The organism is Flavobacterium granuli (assembly GCF_900129705.1).
Lineage (GTDB): Bacteria > Bacteroidota > Bacteroidia > Flavobacteriales > Flavobacteriaceae > Flavobacterium > Flavobacterium granuli.
On sequence record NZ_FQWO01000006.1, the window covers coordinates 1 to 15,568 of the forward strand.

The following is a 15,568-nucleotide window of genomic DNA, read 5'->3' on the forward strand; positions in this document are numbered from 1 at the left end:
AAAAATGACGGGCCTAGCAACGCTACTGGTGTTGTTATAAAAGACATGCTGCCTTCTGGTTACGAGTTTGTTAGTGCAAGCCCTACTGCTGGCATGTATAATACCACAACTGGATTGTGGACAGTTTCAAGACCAATTACAGCCAATACTACAGAGAATATTCAGATCACTGCTAAAGTTTTAAAGAATGGTAATTATACAAATACTGCAGAAGTTACTGCAAGTGATCAACCAGATCCTGATTCTACACCAAATAATACTATTGGAAGTGAGGATGATCAAAGTACTGTAACAACTACACCGTCTGCTTTAGTAAATCTTGCAGTAGTGAAAAGAATAAATAATGCCACTCCCGACGTAGGATCTACAGTTGTATTTACTCTTGAAGTTATAAATAATGGCCCTAGTGATGCAACAAATGTTGTAGTTACTGATAATTTACCAAGCGGTTATACATTTTCTACTGCAACGGCATCAATTGGAACTTATAGTGCTGGAACAGGCCAATGGACAATAGGAAGTTTAGCAAACGGAGCAAAAAGAACTTTAAATATTTCTGCTACAGTAAACCCAACAGGTGATTACCTTAATACAGCTACAGCTACAAGTACTGAAACTGATGGAAATCCTACTGACAATACTAGTAGTATTTCGAGTACACCAAGAGCAATTGCTGATTTAAGTTTAGTTAAGACCGTAGTAAATGCCTCTCCAAATATTGGTGAAAATGCCATATTTAATATAGTCGTTACAAATAATGGACCTAGTGTTGCAACCAATATTGTAGTTACTGATAGGCTTCCTTCTGGTTATTCATTTGTGAGTGCAGTGCCTTCAGTAGGAACATTTAATAGTAATTCTGGTGGTTGGTCAGTTGGAAATCTATCGAGTGGTAATTCTGCTACCTTAACTATTACTGCCAAAGTATTAGCTACAGGAAATTATAACAATGTTGCAGAAGTAACTGGTTCTGATCAATTTGATCCAAACTCGACACCTGGAAATAATAATCCACAAGAAAATGATCAGAGTGTTGTAGTAGTTACTCCGGTTAACGTTGCTGATTTAGTTACAACAAAAACAGTTGATAAATCAAATCCAAATCAAGGTGATGTTGTTCAGTATACCATAACAGTTGTAAATAATGGACCAAGCACAGCTACCGGAGTAAACTTAACAGATAATTTGCCTGTAGGAACAACTTATGTTTCTCATATTGCAACTGGAGGAACGGTAAATACGTTTTCTGGTGGACAATGGGCTATTGGAAATATTAACATAGGATCTTCTGCAACTTTAGTAATTAGGGCAAGAGTTACTGCAGCAGGAACAGCTAGTCAAACACCTATCATTAATGTGACTACAGCTGCTGTAGGTAATGAATCTGATCCAACAACTGTTGGAGATGATTTAACAGAGCCAATCATTGTTACCAGCTCAGATCTAGTAACTGAAAAAACAGTAAGTAAATCAAACCCTAGTGAAGGTGAAACAATTACGTACAGTATTAAAGTTACTAATAATGGTCCAAGTGATGCTACAAAAGTTTATCTGACAGACATTCTTCCAATAGGAGTTACTTATGTAAGCAACAATCACGGAACAGATTATAATTACGGATCTGGTATCTGGACAATAGGCGATCTTGCAAACGGAGCAACTAAAGTTTTAAATATTGATGTAATAATCAATTCTGGGTCAGCCGGAAAAACAATTATAAACAGAACAACTGCTGCTAAAGGTGATCAATCTGATCCAACAACTGTTGGAGATGATTTGGAAGAAATAATCATCGTTCAAAACGGTGCAGATGTTGTATTGACTAAAGTAGTTAACAATAGAACTCCTAACATTGGAGAAACAGTAACTTATACCGTTACAGTAACCAATAAAGGAACAACATTAGTAACAAACTTAGTGGTGAAAGATGACCTTCCAGCTGGCTTAACCTTTGTTTCAGCAACTCCAGGAAAAGGAGTGTGGACAACTCCAAATTGGACAGTAGGTACATTACAGCCAGGTGAAGAAGGATCTATTGAAATTAAAGCTATTGTAGATTTAAATCAAGGAGGAAGTGTATTAACAAATACAGTATCTAATACACAAGATCAATTTGATACCAATAGAACTCTTGATGATCCTACTGAAACAATAACAGTTACAAGTTTAGATTTAGCAGTTGTAAAAAAGGTAAACAATGCGAGACCAAATGAAGGAGAAACTATTCGTTATACGATAACAGTCACTAACAACGGTGCTAGTAATGCAACCAATGTAAGTTTAGTGGATAAATTACCTGTAGGAGTTACTTATGTAAGTGATATAGTTTCAGCAGGAAATTATAACAATGGTTCAGGATTATGGACAATAGGTAATCTTATAAATGGTGCGGTTGCGACTCTTACTATTGATGCAAAAGTTAATACAGGAACTTATGATACAACAATAACAAACACAACTACTGCGGTAAAAGCAGATCAGGCAGATTCTAATGCAGCGAATAACATTGGCAGTGTTGCAATTACACCAACAGCATATATTGACTTGAGTTTAACAAAAGAAGTTGTTGCTAATGTGACCAATCCTGCTGTAGGTGATGTAATTACTTTTGAAGTAAGAGTGATGAACGATGGACCTACAAAAGCAACTGGTGTAGAAGTGGTAGATTTAATACCTTCTGGATATAAATTTATAAACTATAGCTCGACTATTGGTACATATACTCCTTCAACAGGTCTCTGGAAAGTTGGATTTGTAGAAGTAGGAAACACGGCAGTTCTATTAGTTGATGTTAAAGTTCTGGACAAAGGAGATTATCTAAACTGTGCAGAAATTACCAAAGCAAACGAACCAGATATCGATTCTACTCCGGGTAATGGTAATGTTGCAGAAGATGATTATGCTTGTGCATCTGCTCCGCCAAATCAATCGGTAGACCTTGCAGTTGTTAAAACCATTTTGAAGAACAACACAAATCCAAAAGTGAATTCTCAAATTTCATTCGAGATTCTATTAACAAACAATGGAAATATCGACGCAACAAATGTTGTCGTGTCCGATTTACTTCCTTCTGGTTATACGTTCGTAAATTATAGTTCTACTAAAGGAATTTATGATTATGTGACTGGTGACTGGAAAGTAAGTAAGATAGTAAATGGTGAAACAGAGATTTTAATTGTTGATGTAATTGTAAAAGAATCTGGTGACTACTTAAATTGTGCAAGAATAAAAGCATTACACCAAGTAGATACAGATCCAGCTAACAATGTAAGTTGTATTGCTGCGACACCTATAGCAGTTATAGATTTAGAGTTAACCAAAGAAGTAGATGAATTAAAACCTATTGCTGAAACTAATGTTGAGTTTACGATTACATTGTCAAACAAAGGACCTAGTATAGGAACAGGTGTTGAAGTGAAAGACTTACTTCCAACTGGTTTCAATTTCGTAAGCGCTACAACTACAACTGGTGTTTATGATGCTACAACTGGAATTTGGAAAGTAGGAAGTATTGATATTAATGCAATACAAACATTAAAAGTAATAGCTTATGTATTACCGGTAGGTGAGTTTACAAACGTTGCCGAAGTTATAGCAGCTAATGAACTTGATGTTGATTCAACTCCTGGAAACAACAAATTACAGGAAGATGATCAAGATGCTATAACAATAGAACCTGAAGTTTCATTAGTTATGCCAGAAGGTTTCACTCCTAATGGAGATGGCATAAATGATGTTTTTGAAGTAGAGCACTTACAAGTATTGTATCCTAACTTTAGTATGGAAATTGTAAATAGGTATGGAAACATTGTTTACAACTACAAACATAACGGAGACAAATTCAAAACACCACTATGGTGGGATGGTCATTCAACAGGTAGATGGAATTTCTCAAAAGAAATGCTTCCTACTGGAACTTATTTCTACACTATTTACTTTAATAATGATGAAAGAAAACCGCAAACGGGTTGGATCTATTTAAAAAAATAAAACAAATAATTTAAGGAGAGAGATGAATACCCTCTCTCCTTTTTAAAATTTAAACTCGCTTTTATGAAAAAATTTAAATTACTAATTGGAATATTTGTTTTAATATCATCCATTAGTACTGTTTTTGCGCAACAAGATCCTCAATACACACAATACATGTATAGTATGAATATTCTAAATCCCGCCTATGCTGGTTCAAGAGGAGTTACAAGTATTGGTTTGTTAGGAAGAACACAATGGGTAGGAGTAGATGGTGCACCACAAACAGCAACATTGTCTATAAATGGTCCTGTAGGAAAAAATGTTGGATTAGGATTTTCGGTAATTCATGATGAAATTGGACCAGTAAAAGAAGACAATCTATACGCTGATTTTTCATATACTTTGAATTTTTCTGGAGAAGATAAGTTTGCTTTTGGTATTAAAGCAGGAGCAACATTTTTAAATGTAAGAGAATTTACAACAGTAGATCAAGATCCATTAAACGTACCTGTTAGCTTAGTCGCTCCTAACTTTGGTGTTGGTGTAATGTATTATAATGATCGCTTTTATGCGGGATTATCGGTACCCAATTTTATTGAATCAAGATATTTAGATACAAAAAACGGAATCTCATCTTCAGCTTCAGAAAAAACACATTATTTCCTTACTTCAGGATATGTATTTGACCTAGATGAAAACTTAAAATTAAAACCTTCTACCATGTTAAAGGCAGCACCAGGAGCACCTCTTTCTGTTGATTTGTCGTTAAACTTATTAATTCAAGAAAAAGTAGAATTAGGACTTTCCCATAGATTAGATGATTCAATTAGTGGTATGGTTGGCTTTCAGGTAAGTCAAGATTTAAGAATTGGATATGCTTATGATTACACTACTACCAATTTTGGGGTATTTAATTCAGGATCTCATGAGATTATGATTTTATTTGACTTGAATAAGAAAAAAATAAAAAGCCCTCGATTCTTCTAAATAAAAAATAAAACATGAAAAAAATTACTGTCATTATAGTATTATTATTGGGAGTTATTGCTTATTCTCAAAATTATACTATCAAAAATATAGAAGCCAACACTAAATATTCTGATTTTGGTGTAACTTATTATGGTGAAAATACTGCTATCTACGCTTCTTCAAAAAAGATAAAAGGCTCAAGAAATAAAAAATGGTATTTAAATAGTCAACCATTTTTAGACTTGTATAAAGCAACGGTAACAAGCACTGGTGAATTTGTAGAATCAGAACCATTCTCTAAAGAATTAAATACTAAAATGCATGAATCTAATGTAACATTTACAAAAGATTTAAAAACGGTTTATTTTTCTAGAGACAACTACAATAGTAAAAAGTACTATACAGATGATAATGGATGGATTCTCATACAACTATACAAAGCAGATATTGATAGTGCAGGTAACTGGAAAAATATAGTAAAACTACCTTTTAATAGTGATCAGTTTGATACTGGTCATCCTTCGCTAAATGCTAATGACACAAAATTATATTTTACATCGAACAGACCTGGTTCTTTAGGTCTAACTGATATTTGGGCAGTAGATATAAACAATGATGCAACTTATAGCGATCCATACAATCTCGGACCAAAAGTCAATACTACAAGAAGCGAAATGTTTCCTTATATCGATAATAACAATGTACTGTATTACTCTTCAGACGGTTTGCAGGATGGAAATGGTGGTTTAGATATTTATGCTGTAAAAATTGAAGATAAACTAGGAATTGGTAAAGCAATAAACTTAGGATTTCCATTAAACAGTTCTAAAGATGATTTCTCTTTGGTTTTTCAAAATGGAAAAAAAACAGGTCACTTTTCATCTAACAGAGATGGAGGAAAAGGAGATGATGACATCTACTATTTTGAAGAATTAATTAATCCAATTGCTGTCGAATGTAAGCAATTTGTTCAAGGCATTGTTCGTGAAAAAGAAACAGGAGCACTATTGCCTGGAGCGTTAGTAACATTATACGATGCTAAAGGCAACAAAGTTGAAAGTACAATTGCTGATAAATTTGCCGTTTTTAATTTTAAAGTAAATTGTGATTCTTCATACAAAGTGACAGCTGTAAAAGAGTATTATGATATGGACGAAAAAATATTTACTACTACAAATAAAGCAGATTTAGAACTTGCTATTAATTTGGATTTAGGCTCTAGCGAATTTGTTTACATTAGAGGTAATTTAATGATCAAAATTAATCCAATATACTTTGATCTTGATAAGTCATTTATTCGCCCTGACGCACAACTTGAACTGGAACGAGTGGTTAGAATCATGGAAAAATATCCACTGCTTAAAATTAATTTAGGCTCACATACAGATAGTAGAGCGAGCGATTCTTACAACTGGTCTCTATCTAACAGAAGAGCACAATCATCTAAAAATTGGATTGTAAGTCAAGGAATTGATGCAAATAGAATTAATGCACAAGGTTATGGTGAAACAGAATTAGTAAATAAATGTTCAAACGACGTTATTTGTTCTGAAGCAGATCATCAATTAAATAGAAGAACTGAATTTATTATTACCAATCCAGAAGTAATTAAATAAAATAACTTAAGAGTCAACTTATTAATAAGTGGGCTATTGAAATATAAAGATGTAAAAGTTATTTCCGAAAAATATTTTTGAGCTTTGTAATTAGCTCAAATATTTTTCAGAATAACTTTTTACATTTTTGGCTATTTACATTATATCTTCAAATGCTAGATCCAATTCTTCCGTACTAAAATCTTCCAAGTACGTTTCAGTTGTTTTAATTGATTGATGTCCTAATCCTTGCTTGATCATTACGGTACTTAAGCCTTTTTTGAGTGATAATGTTGCGAAGGTATGCCTAGCGGTATAAAATGTAACTTTTGTTTTAATACCGCATTCCACTGAAATTTTGTTAAGTAACTTTCCGTAATAATTAAGAACACTTTTCTTTCGATCTCTCAACTGAATCTTAGTATATAGGTTTTGTTCTTTTTCTAAAATCGGAAAAATGTAATCAGTGTCAAATGGTCGATATTTTTCAAAGTAGTGTAAAATTTCATCCATGTATTTATTTTCTGGAATTTTCACATTTAACTTTACCAAGGTTTTATTTCTAATGTATGAAAAGCTACTTAAATCTACATCATCCCATCTTAATTCAGCTAAATCAGTAAAATTCATACCACGGCAGTAGAAACTGAATAAATAAGTATATAATGCTTTGACCGCTTCCTTATTAGTCGAAAAGTCATAATCTAGTAACAATTGTAAGTCCGCTTTACTGAGAGCTTTTTTTACTTTACTAGATTTTAATTTTGAGATGATATAATCTTTGAAAGGATAGTTGTCGCTTGCAACAATTTTTGCCTTGATAGCAGAATTATAAACCGATCTAATATTTCTCATATATACACCAATTCCACCATCATGACTACCGTGAGCTCGCAAATAGGCTTCAAAGGCCACTAAGAAGGTGTAATTTATTTTTGTAAAAGAATAGTTTTGAATATCTGGTGTGAACTTTTTTAGAGCGGAGATTGTATCACGGTACGAACATGCTGAACTTACTTTACCCGCTTCATTAAATTGATTTCTCTTCAATTCAAAATAAGGCAAAAAATTTAATTTTTCAATCTCTTGTGGTCTAAATAAAGAATCAAATATTTCTAAATTAAATTCTTGTTCTTGCTCAATCATTAAGTCCAATATTTTTGAAGCATCTTGTTTGAATTTGTATAAAATTCGATTGGCTTGTAAAAAGTTTGGAGATTTTGAAGTAAATTCACTCGCACTTTCGTTCCAGAATTTAGGAGCAGAATTATAAGGCGTTTTGTAGAATTTCGATTTCCTATTAATAGTTACACGTAAATTAACAGGGCAAGTTCCATTGCTTAATTTTGTCTTTTTTAAGATTAATTTTACACTAGCTTTCATTTTAATATTTTTAAAATTTAATAATGAGTACAACATATGTACAACAAATGCTGGCATTTGATGAAACATGATGAAACAAAAATATTTTTAAAAATCATAAAACATTGAAAAACAGTAACTTTGAAGTTAAATGCAGTTTAATGCAAAGACTATTTGTCTATCTCATAATCAGGTGGTCCCTGGTTCGAGCCCAGGTGGGACCACTTAAAAAAGCCTTTCAGATATTTTCTGAAAGGCTTTTTTTATGCAGATGAAAATCAGGTTTTTATGATAAAAAATCATACTTTTGTTATGATTGTTGTTGTTTTCTACAATGGTGTGTTTTTTTAGAAATCTTTATTTATTCTCAAGATTATGAAAATTGGCCAAAACAAATTTTACCTTTTGATTGCCTTTCTTTCGGGAGTTTTTGTTTCTTGGGCTAAATTTTCTTCGCGTACACCGCCGGCGCCTGCTTCTCCTATGAATACTCCGCCGCCGGATGGATTTCCTATTGATGAGAATATATTAATATTAATTATTGTTGCTTTGTTTTTTGGTTTTTTTACTATTTACAAGCACAGATTAAAAGCAAAAGCTCCAAATTGACTTGGAGCTTTTGCTTTTTAAGAGGTTTTTTATTGCTGTTTTTTAGCGGTTAGAGTGTAATTTAGAGACATATTTTCCAATTACGTCAAACTCAAGGTTTATTTTTGTTCCTACTTCAAAGTTTTTGAAATTAGTGTGCTCGTGGGTGTATGGAATGATGGCAACGCTAAATTGGTTTTTTTTCGAGTTGACAACAGTTAGGCTTACTCCGTTTACGGTGATAGAGCCTTTTTCGATCGTTAGGTTGTTTAGAGTTTCATCATATTCGAAAGTAAAAAACCAGCTTCCATTGGTTTCTTCTGCTGCAATACAGGTTCCGGTTTGGTCAACGTGTCCTTGTACGATATGGCCGTCTAATCGGTCTCCCAGTTTCATGGCTCTTTCTAAGTTTACGATATCGCCTACTTTCCAATCGCCTAAATTTGTTTTTTTGATTGTCTCATCAATGGCTGTTACGGTGTAATTGTCATCTTTTAGGGCGACAACTGTTAGGCAGATTCCGTTGTGAGCAACACTTTGGTCTATTTTGAGTTCGGTAGTAATAGAGGAGTTTATCGTAATGTGGATATTGTCTTTCTCTTTTTTTATTTCTTGGATGGTACCAAGGGTTTCTATGATTCCTGTAAACATTTCTTGTTTTATTTTACTAAATTTGCACTTCAAAATTAGCAATAAATAACTTGTGGTCATGATGAAAAAAGCAGAAAATATAATTGTTGGAATTTCAATCGGAGATTTAAACGGTATTGGAAGCGAAGTGGTGCTGAAAACATTCGAAGATTTGCGAATGCTGGAGTTGTGTACACCGGTTATTTTTGCCAATGTGAAAATAATGTCTTTTATAAAGAAGAATTTAGAGTCTACAGTTGCACTTCACGGGATTGATAAATTAGATCAAATCCTTCCGGGAAAGATTAATGTTTTAAATCTTTGGAGAGAAGGTGTCGATTTAAATCTGGGAGTTAACGATGAAAAAGTAGGTGAGTACGCGATAAAATCATTTGTGGCGGCAACTGCGGCTTTGAAAGAAGGTTTGATTGATCTGTTAGTAACGGCACCTATTAATAAATACAATATACAGTCGGAAAGTTTTAAGTTCCCTGGACATACAGATTATTTAGATCAGGAGTTAGAAGGAGATGCTCTTATGTTGATGGTTCAGGATGGTTTAAGAGTGGGGCTTCTTACGGATCATATTCCGGTGAGTGAGGTTGCATCGCATCTTACCGAAGAATTGATTGTGAAGAAAATAGAAACAGTAAAACAGTCATTGATTCAGGATTTTAGCATTAATAAGCCAAAAATTGCAGTTTTGGGACTGAATCCTCATTGTGGAGATGGAGGAGTGATTGGAACGGAAGATGATGCTGTTTTGAAACCGGCATTAAAGAAAATATTTGACAAAGGGACTATGGTTTTTGGGCCTTTTGCGGCAGATGGCTTTTTTGGGAGTGGACAATATGAGAAATATGATGCTGTGATAGCAACGTATCATGATCAAGGATTGATACCTTTTAAAACTTTATCTTTTGGAAAAGGAGTGAATTTTACGGCTGGTTTGGATAAAATCAGAACGTCTCCGGATCACGGTACTGCTTATGATATTGCAGGAAAGGGTATTGCAGACTATAATTCTTTTAAAGAAGCGGTTTATCTTGGATTGGATATTTATCGTTCCAGAGCTCAGTATGCAGAAATCAGTCAAAAACCGCTAAAAGTTAGAGAAAAATAGAAGCAGGTAAAAAATTATAAATAAGATTATTAGTTTTGCAATAATTTTATATCTTTGCACTCCCGAAGTTTGGGGTAAAATTTTGTTGAAATGAATAAGACAAAAGAATATGTAATTCCTTTTGTGGGATTAAAGCTAGGGAAACATCAATTTGAGTACCAAGTAGGTAATGCGTTCTTTGAAATCTTTGATTATGATGAATTTCAAAATTCAGACATCAAAGTAAATGTAGTTTTAGAGAAAAAAAGCACAATGCTAGAATTGACCTTCAAGCATAAAGGAACAGTAAATGTTCCTTGTGATCTTACCAGTGAAGATTTTGATATGCCAATAAAAGGGGATATGAAATTGATTGTTCGCTTTGGAGAGGCCTTTAATAATGACAATGAAGAATTGCTTATTTTGCCTTTTGGAGAGTTTGAGATAGACATTGCGCAGTATATATATGAAATGATTGCGCTTTCTGTGCCTCTAAGACGAGTTCATCCAGGAGTGAAAGACGGAAGTTTAAAAACGGAAGCTCTTGAAAAACTGAATGAGTTGGCATTAAAAGAACAAACAGAAGAAAAAGAAGAAGAAAAAGAAGAAAATATTGACCCACGTTGGGACAAATTAAAGCAACTATTAACGGATAAATAATATAGTAAAATGGCGCATCCTAAGAGAAAAATCTCCAAAACAAGAAGAGATAAAAGAAGAACACATTATAAAGCTACTGTAGCTCAAATCGCTACTTGCCCAATTACGGGTGAAGCACATTTATACCACAGAGCCTACTGGCATGAAGGTAAAATGTATTACAGAGGACAAGTTGTTATCGATAAGTCTGTAGCTGTTGCTTAATGCATTTTTTACAAATGATATTTGAACTCTCACTCTGTGAGAGTTTTTTTGTTGTCTGTTATTTTTACTAAATTAAGAAGTTCTAAAACAGGGGGTTTAGAATTTTTTTTGTAATTTTCAACTCTTTTAAACGTTTTATTAAATGGGTTCATTTGATAAAAAATATTCGAATACAATGAATACAATTACGGCCGCAATCACCGCTGTAGGGGCTTATGTTCCTGACTTTGTACTTTCAAACAAGGTTCTTGAAACAATGGTTGATACAAACGATGAGTGGATCACCACTCGAACAGGTATAAAAGAAAGAAGAATCCTTAAAGATAAAGATAAAGGAACCTCTTTTTTAGCTATTAAAGCAGCTCAAGATTTATTAGCGAAAGGAAATATTGATCCTTTGGATATTGATTTAATAATAATGGCAACTGCAACGCCAGATATGCCGGTAGCTTCTACAGGAGTATATGTGGCTACTGAAATTGGAGCTACAAATGCGTTTGCGTATGATTTACAAGCAGCATGCTCTAGTTTTTTATACGGAATGTCTACCGCAGCTGCTTATATTCAATCCGGTAGATATAAGAAAGTACTCTTAATTGGTGCTGATAAAATGTCTTCTATCGTAGATTACACTGATAGATCTACTTGTATCATTTTTGGAGATGGTGCAGGTGCAGTTTTATTCGAACCTAATTATGAAGGTCTAGGATTACAGGATGAATATTTGAGAAGTGATGGTGTAGGTCGTGACTTTTTGAAAATTGATGCCGGTGGGTCGCTTCATCCAGCTTCGTTAGAGACTATTAAGGAGAATCGACATAATATCGTGCAAGACGGTAAAACAGTTTTTAAATATGCTGTTACCAATATGGCAGACGCAAGTGAGTTGATTCTAAAAAGAAATAACTTGACTAATGAAGACGTAGACTGGTTAGTGCCACATCAAGCAAACAAGCGCATTATTGATGCTACGGCCAGCAGAATGAATTTAGAAGAATCTAAGGTTTTGATGAACATAGAAAAGTATGGAAATACCACTTCGGCTACTTTGCCTCTTGTTCTTAATGATTTCGAGCACTTATTGAAAAAAGGTGACACAGTTGTTTTTGCTGCATTTGGTGGCGGATTCACTTGGGGATCTATTTATTTAAAATGGGCATACGACAAAAAATAAATTTAAACTAAAAACAAATAATTATGGATTTAAAAGAAATTCAGAACTTAATCAAATTTGTAGCAAATTCGGGAGTTGCAGAAGTTAAATTGGAAATGGATGATGTAAAAATTACCATCAGAACAACTTTGGAAGGAAATGTAACTGAAACTACTTATGTTCAGCAATTACCTGCTCAGGGTCAACTTCAGCAAGCTTTAGCTCCTCAAGCTACGGCACCAGCAGCACCAGTTGCAGCGGCACCGGCGGCTGAGGATTCTAAATATATCACTATAAAATCACCTATCATTGGAACTTTTTATAGAAAACCATCACCAGATAAAGCTGTTTTTGTTGAAGTAGGAAATACAATTTCTAAAGGAGATGTTCTTTGCGTTATTGAAGCAATGAAATTATTTAACGAAATTGAATCTGAAATTTCAGGTAAAATCGTAAAAATATTGGTAGACGATATGTCACCTGTAGAATTTGACCAACCTTTATTCCTGGTAGATCCATCTTAATTAATTATAAATTATGAATTATAAATTATGAATTGGTTTTACTATCATTCTTAATTTTTAAAAACTCATAACTCATAACTCATAACTCAAAATAGATGTTTAAAAAAATATTAATTGCAAATAGGGGAGAAATAGCACTTCGTGTTATCAGAACTTGCAAGGAGATGGGCATAAAAACAGTAGCTGTTTATTCTACTGCTGATGCGGAGAGTTTACATGTAAAGTTTGCTGATGAGGCTGTTTGCATTGGGCCGCCTCCTAGTAACTTGTCCTATTTGAAAATGTCAAATATAATCGCAGCCGCAGAGATTACTAATGCAGATGCAATACATCCAGGATACGGATTCCTTTCTGAAAACTCTAAGTTTTCTAAAATATGTCAGGAACATGGAATCAAATTTATTGGTGCCGGTCCGGAAATGATTGACAGAATGGGAGACAAAGCTTCTGCAAAAGCGACCATGAAAGCTGCCGGTGTACCATGTGTGCCAGGTTCTGAAGGATTGTTAGAATCTTTCGAACAAACTCAGGAATTGGCGAAGTCGATTGGTTATCCGGTAATGTTGAAAGCTACTGCCGGCGGTGGTGGTAAAGGGATGCGTGCTGTATGGAAAGAAGATGAATTGTTAAGAGCGTGGGAAAGTGCCCGTCAGGAAGCCTCTGCCGCTTTTGGGAATAATGCAATGTATCTTGAAAAACTAATTGAAGAGCCTCGCCATATCGAAATTCAAATCGTAGGTGATGCTTATGGAAAAGCATGTCACCTTTCTGAAAGAGACTGTTCAGTACAAAGACGTCACCAAAAATTAACTGAGGAAACTCCTTCGCCATTTATGACTGACGAATTGCGTCAAAAAATGGGAGAAGCTGCGGTGAAAGCGGCAGAGTTTATTAAATATGAGGGAGCAGGAACAGTAGAATTTTTGGTGGACAAACACCGTAACTTCTATTTCATGGAAATGAATACCCGTATTCAGGTGGAACACCCAATTACGGAGCAGGTAATCGATTATGACTTGATTCGCGAGCAAATTTTAGTTGCTGCTGGTGTGCCAATTTCGGGTAAAAATTATTTGCCTCAATTGCACAGTATCGAATGCCGTATCAACGCCGAGGATCCATATAATGATTTCCGTCCTTCACCAGGAAAAATTACGACGCTTCATATGCCAGGTGGACATGGAGTTCGATTGGATACTCACGTATATTCAGGATATACGATTCCGCCAAATTATGATTCTATGATTGCCAAATTGATTACTACTGCCCAATCACGTGAAGAAGCAATTAGTAAAATGAGAAGAGCATTAGACGAATTTGTAATTGAAGGAATAAAAACTACCATTCCTTTCCACAGACAGTTGATGGATGATGAACGCTATATAGCCGGAGATTATACCACAGCTTTTATGGATACTTTTAAAATGATAGATCCACAATAAGAATATAAAAAAACCTCGCTAAAGCGAGGTTTTTTTATGTCCAAAAAAAAAATCCCGAAAAAAATTTTCGGGATTTTTTTGGTTTGCAATGGAATTAAACTCCAAGTTTTTTAGCAATGTCAGCTGGGATTGCAGCCTTGTTTACCATAAAAGCAGTAGTTTTATATTTCACATAATTTTTAGTTACATAAAGGTAGCCTTTGTAATCATTAGTTGTACCCCAAGAGTTTTTAACTACATAGTATTCTTTTCCTGTTTGATCTTTGGCAAGTCCCACGATATGCATCGCATGATCATCAGTAGTTTGATAGTTGTCAAATGCTTTTTGACGTAATTCTGGAGTGATTTCTAATTCAGCTTTAGGGCCGTTAAACATATTTTCTTTTTCTTCAGCGGTCATGTCTTCCATTTTCTTAGTTGGAACATAAGCTACACCGTTTTTCCAACTGAAACTTTTTTCGCTAACATCAGATGCCCAAGCTACAGTATATCCATTCTTTAATGCATTGTCAATGATATTGGTCATATCGTTTAATTTTACATTGTAAATTTGATCAAAAGACCAGTTGTCAGGCACCATTAACATTGATTTTGTGTAATAAGGAGAATCAGTAAATGATGACATTTCGATATAATCGGATGGGTTTATCCCCACAACCTCCTTGGCAAATGTTTGTGGAGTATAATTTTTTCCTTTAAAATTGAAAGTTTCAGGAACTGCTCCCAAATAAGAATCGATTACTGCAGTATATGCTTTTTCCCAATTTGGAGTTAGTTCTCCATTAGGGTTTTTTACCGCTGCTGCCAATAAGCCTTCCATAAGAGCACCCATTTCGGCAAACTTATTTTTAGAAGTTCCATAATTTAAACCGGTATAAACTTCTTGAGGAAGCGCACCGTATTTGCTGTACATATTAATAACATCATGTAGCGCACCACCATCGCCAAGGGCTACAGCTCCATGCATGCGCACGTAATTCTTTCCTTTTTCGATATAAACATTACGAGCCGAATAAATTTGGGCCAGCTCAACAGGCTGTTTGCCTAATCGGATCATTTCAGATTCTAGGTACGAATTAGTGCAATAGCTCCAGCAAGTTCCAGAGGAACCTTGGTTTTTTATCGAAGTATTAGCCAGATTGATTACATCTGTAAATTTGAAACTTTCTTTACTTTTTTCGCTGGCATTAACTTTTAGCGAATTTACTAGGCCGTCTTGAGCCGAAATGGTATTTACTCCTGACAAAAATACCGAGGCAATAAAAAGACTTTTAATTGGAAGTTTGTACATATTCTATAATTTTGATTTTTATTGTTGGTCGCAAAATAACAAAAATGTTACTTAATAATTTGTTTTAGTCAATCAA

13 protein-coding genes are annotated in these 15,568 nt (G+C 34.3%); 10 read left to right on the forward strand and 3 right to left on the reverse strand.

Annotated features, from left to right (window positions below):
* The 3 genes from BUB25_RS09280 to BUB25_RS09290 form a co-directional block, all read left to right on the forward strand.
* On the forward strand, positions 1-3,990 hold a 3,990-nt coding region (locus BUB25_RS09280; RefSeq protein ID WP_139256902.1), incomplete at its 5' end, for a T9SS type B sorting domain-containing protein.
* A gap of 63 nt (positions 3,991-4,053) precedes the next feature.
* On the forward strand, positions 4,054-4,959 hold the full coding sequence (locus BUB25_RS09285) for a PorP/SprF family type IX secretion system membrane protein (protein WP_072943388.1): 906 nt from the start codon (positions 4,054-4,056) through the stop codon (positions 4,957-4,959).
* A gap of 14 nt (positions 4,960-4,973) precedes the next feature.
* Positions 4,974-6,557 (forward strand): OmpA family protein, encoded by a 1,584-nt coding sequence (locus tag BUB25_RS09290; protein ID WP_072943391.1) that lies wholly within the window; start codon positions 4,974-4,976, stop codon positions 6,555-6,557.
* 135 nt (positions 6,558-6,692) lie between these two features.
* On the opposite strand, the gene BUB25_RS09295 is transcribed toward BUB25_RS09290, so the two are convergent.
* Positions 6,693-7,919 (reverse strand): site-specific integrase, encoded by a 1,227-nt coding sequence (locus BUB25_RS09295; RefSeq protein WP_072943815.1) that lies wholly within the window; start codon positions 7,917-7,919, stop codon positions 6,693-6,695.
* A 354-nt stretch (positions 7,920-8,273) separates the two neighbouring features.
* On the opposite strand from BUB25_RS09295, the gene BUB25_RS09300 reads away from it, so the two are divergent.
* Positions 8,274-8,507, forward strand: coding sequence for a hypothetical protein (locus BUB25_RS09300; protein ID WP_072943394.1), 234 nt, complete (start codon positions 8,274-8,276; stop codon positions 8,505-8,507).
* Positions 8,508-8,549: 42 nt separating this feature from the next.
* On the opposite strand, the gene BUB25_RS09305 is transcribed toward BUB25_RS09300, so the two are convergent.
* Positions 8,550-9,137, reverse strand: coding sequence for a riboflavin synthase (locus BUB25_RS09305; RefSeq protein WP_072943817.1), 588 nt, complete (start codon positions 9,135-9,137; stop codon positions 8,550-8,552).
* Between the two features lie 58 nt (positions 9,138-9,195).
* Here BUB25_RS09305 and pdxA point away from each other — a divergent pair, with 58 nt between their 5' ends.
* The 6 genes from pdxA (at position 9,196) to accC (ending at position 14,201) form a co-directional block, all read left to right on the forward strand.
* A complete protein-coding gene (pdxA, locus tag BUB25_RS09310) occupies positions 9,196-10,239 on the forward strand; it encodes a 4-hydroxythreonine-4-phosphate dehydrogenase PdxA (RefSeq protein WP_072943397.1) in 1,044 nt (347 codons plus the stop codon).
* Positions 10,240-10,329: 90 nt separating this feature from the next.
* Positions 10,330-10,878, forward strand: a complete 549-nt coding sequence (locus tag BUB25_RS09315) for a YceD family protein (protein WP_072943411.1) — start codon at positions 10,330-10,332, stop codon at positions 10,876-10,878.
* A gap of 9 nt (positions 10,879-10,887) precedes the next feature.
* Positions 10,888-11,082, forward strand: a complete 195-nt coding sequence (rpmF, locus tag BUB25_RS09320) for a 50S ribosomal protein L32 (RefSeq protein ID WP_007137315.1) — start codon at positions 10,888-10,890, stop codon at positions 11,080-11,082.
* A gap of 175 nt (positions 11,083-11,257) precedes the next feature.
* Entirely contained in the window at positions 11,258-12,256 is a 999-nt protein-coding gene (locus BUB25_RS09325) for a beta-ketoacyl-ACP synthase III (RefSeq protein ID WP_072943819.1), read from the forward strand.
* A gap of 23 nt (positions 12,257-12,279) precedes the next feature.
* A complete protein-coding gene (gene accB / locus BUB25_RS09330; protein WP_072943414.1) occupies positions 12,280-12,759 on the forward strand; it encodes an acetyl-CoA carboxylase biotin carboxyl carrier protein in 480 nt (159 codons plus the stop codon).
* Positions 12,760-12,854: 95 nt separating this feature from the next.
* Complete coding sequence (accC, locus tag BUB25_RS09335) at positions 12,855-14,201, forward strand: acetyl-CoA carboxylase biotin carboxylase subunit (protein ID WP_072943416.1); 1,347 nt, start codon at positions 12,855-12,857, stop codon at positions 14,199-14,201.
* A gap of 94 nt (positions 14,202-14,295) precedes the next feature.
* Here the strand turns inward: accC and BUB25_RS09340 are convergent, their stop codons facing one another.
* A complete protein-coding gene (locus BUB25_RS09340) occupies positions 14,296-15,492 on the reverse strand; it encodes a C1 family peptidase (RefSeq protein ID WP_072943418.1) in 1,197 nt (398 codons plus the stop codon).
* Between the last annotated feature and the right edge of the window lie 76 nt (positions 15,493-15,568).

Coding starts and splice junctions, on each gene's coding strand:
- BUB25_RS09290 (WP_072943391.1), top strand. CDS start 4,974: ATGAAAAAAATTACTGTCATTATAGTATTATTATTGGGAGTTATTGCT.
- pdxA (WP_072943397.1), top strand. CDS start 9,196: ATGATGAAAAAAGCAGAAAATATAATTGTTGGAATTTCAATCGGAGAT.
- rpmF (WP_007137315.1), top strand. CDS start 10,888: ATGGCGCATCCTAAGAGAAAAATCTCCAAAACAAGAAGAGATAAAAGA.
- BUB25_RS09305 (WP_072943817.1), bottom strand. CDS start 9,137: ATGTTTACAGGAATCATAGAAACCCTTGGTACCATCCAAGAAATAAAA.
- accB (WP_072943414.1), top strand. CDS start 12,280: ATGGATTTAAAAGAAATTCAGAACTTAATCAAATTTGTAGCAAATTCG.
- BUB25_RS09300 (WP_072943394.1), top strand. CDS start 8,274: ATGAAAATTGGCCAAAACAAATTTTACCTTTTGATTGCCTTTCTTTCG.
- BUB25_RS09285 (WP_072943388.1), top strand. CDS start 4,054: ATGAAAAAATTTAAATTACTAATTGGAATATTTGTTTTAATATCATCC.
- BUB25_RS09325 (WP_072943819.1), top strand. CDS start 11,258: ATGAATACAATTACGGCCGCAATCACCGCTGTAGGGGCTTATGTTCCT.
- BUB25_RS09340 (WP_072943418.1), bottom strand. CDS start 15,492: ATGTACAAACTTCCAATTAAAAGTCTTTTTATTGCCTCGGTATTTTTG.
- BUB25_RS09295 (WP_072943815.1), bottom strand. CDS start 7,919: ATGAAAGCTAGTGTAAAATTAATCTTAAAAAAGACAAAATTAAGCAAT.
- BUB25_RS09315 (WP_072943411.1), top strand. CDS start 10,330: ATGAATAAGACAAAAGAATATGTAATTCCTTTTGTGGGATTAAAGCTA.
- accC (WP_072943416.1), top strand. CDS start 12,855: ATGTTTAAAAAAATATTAATTGCAAATAGGGGAGAAATAGCACTTCGT.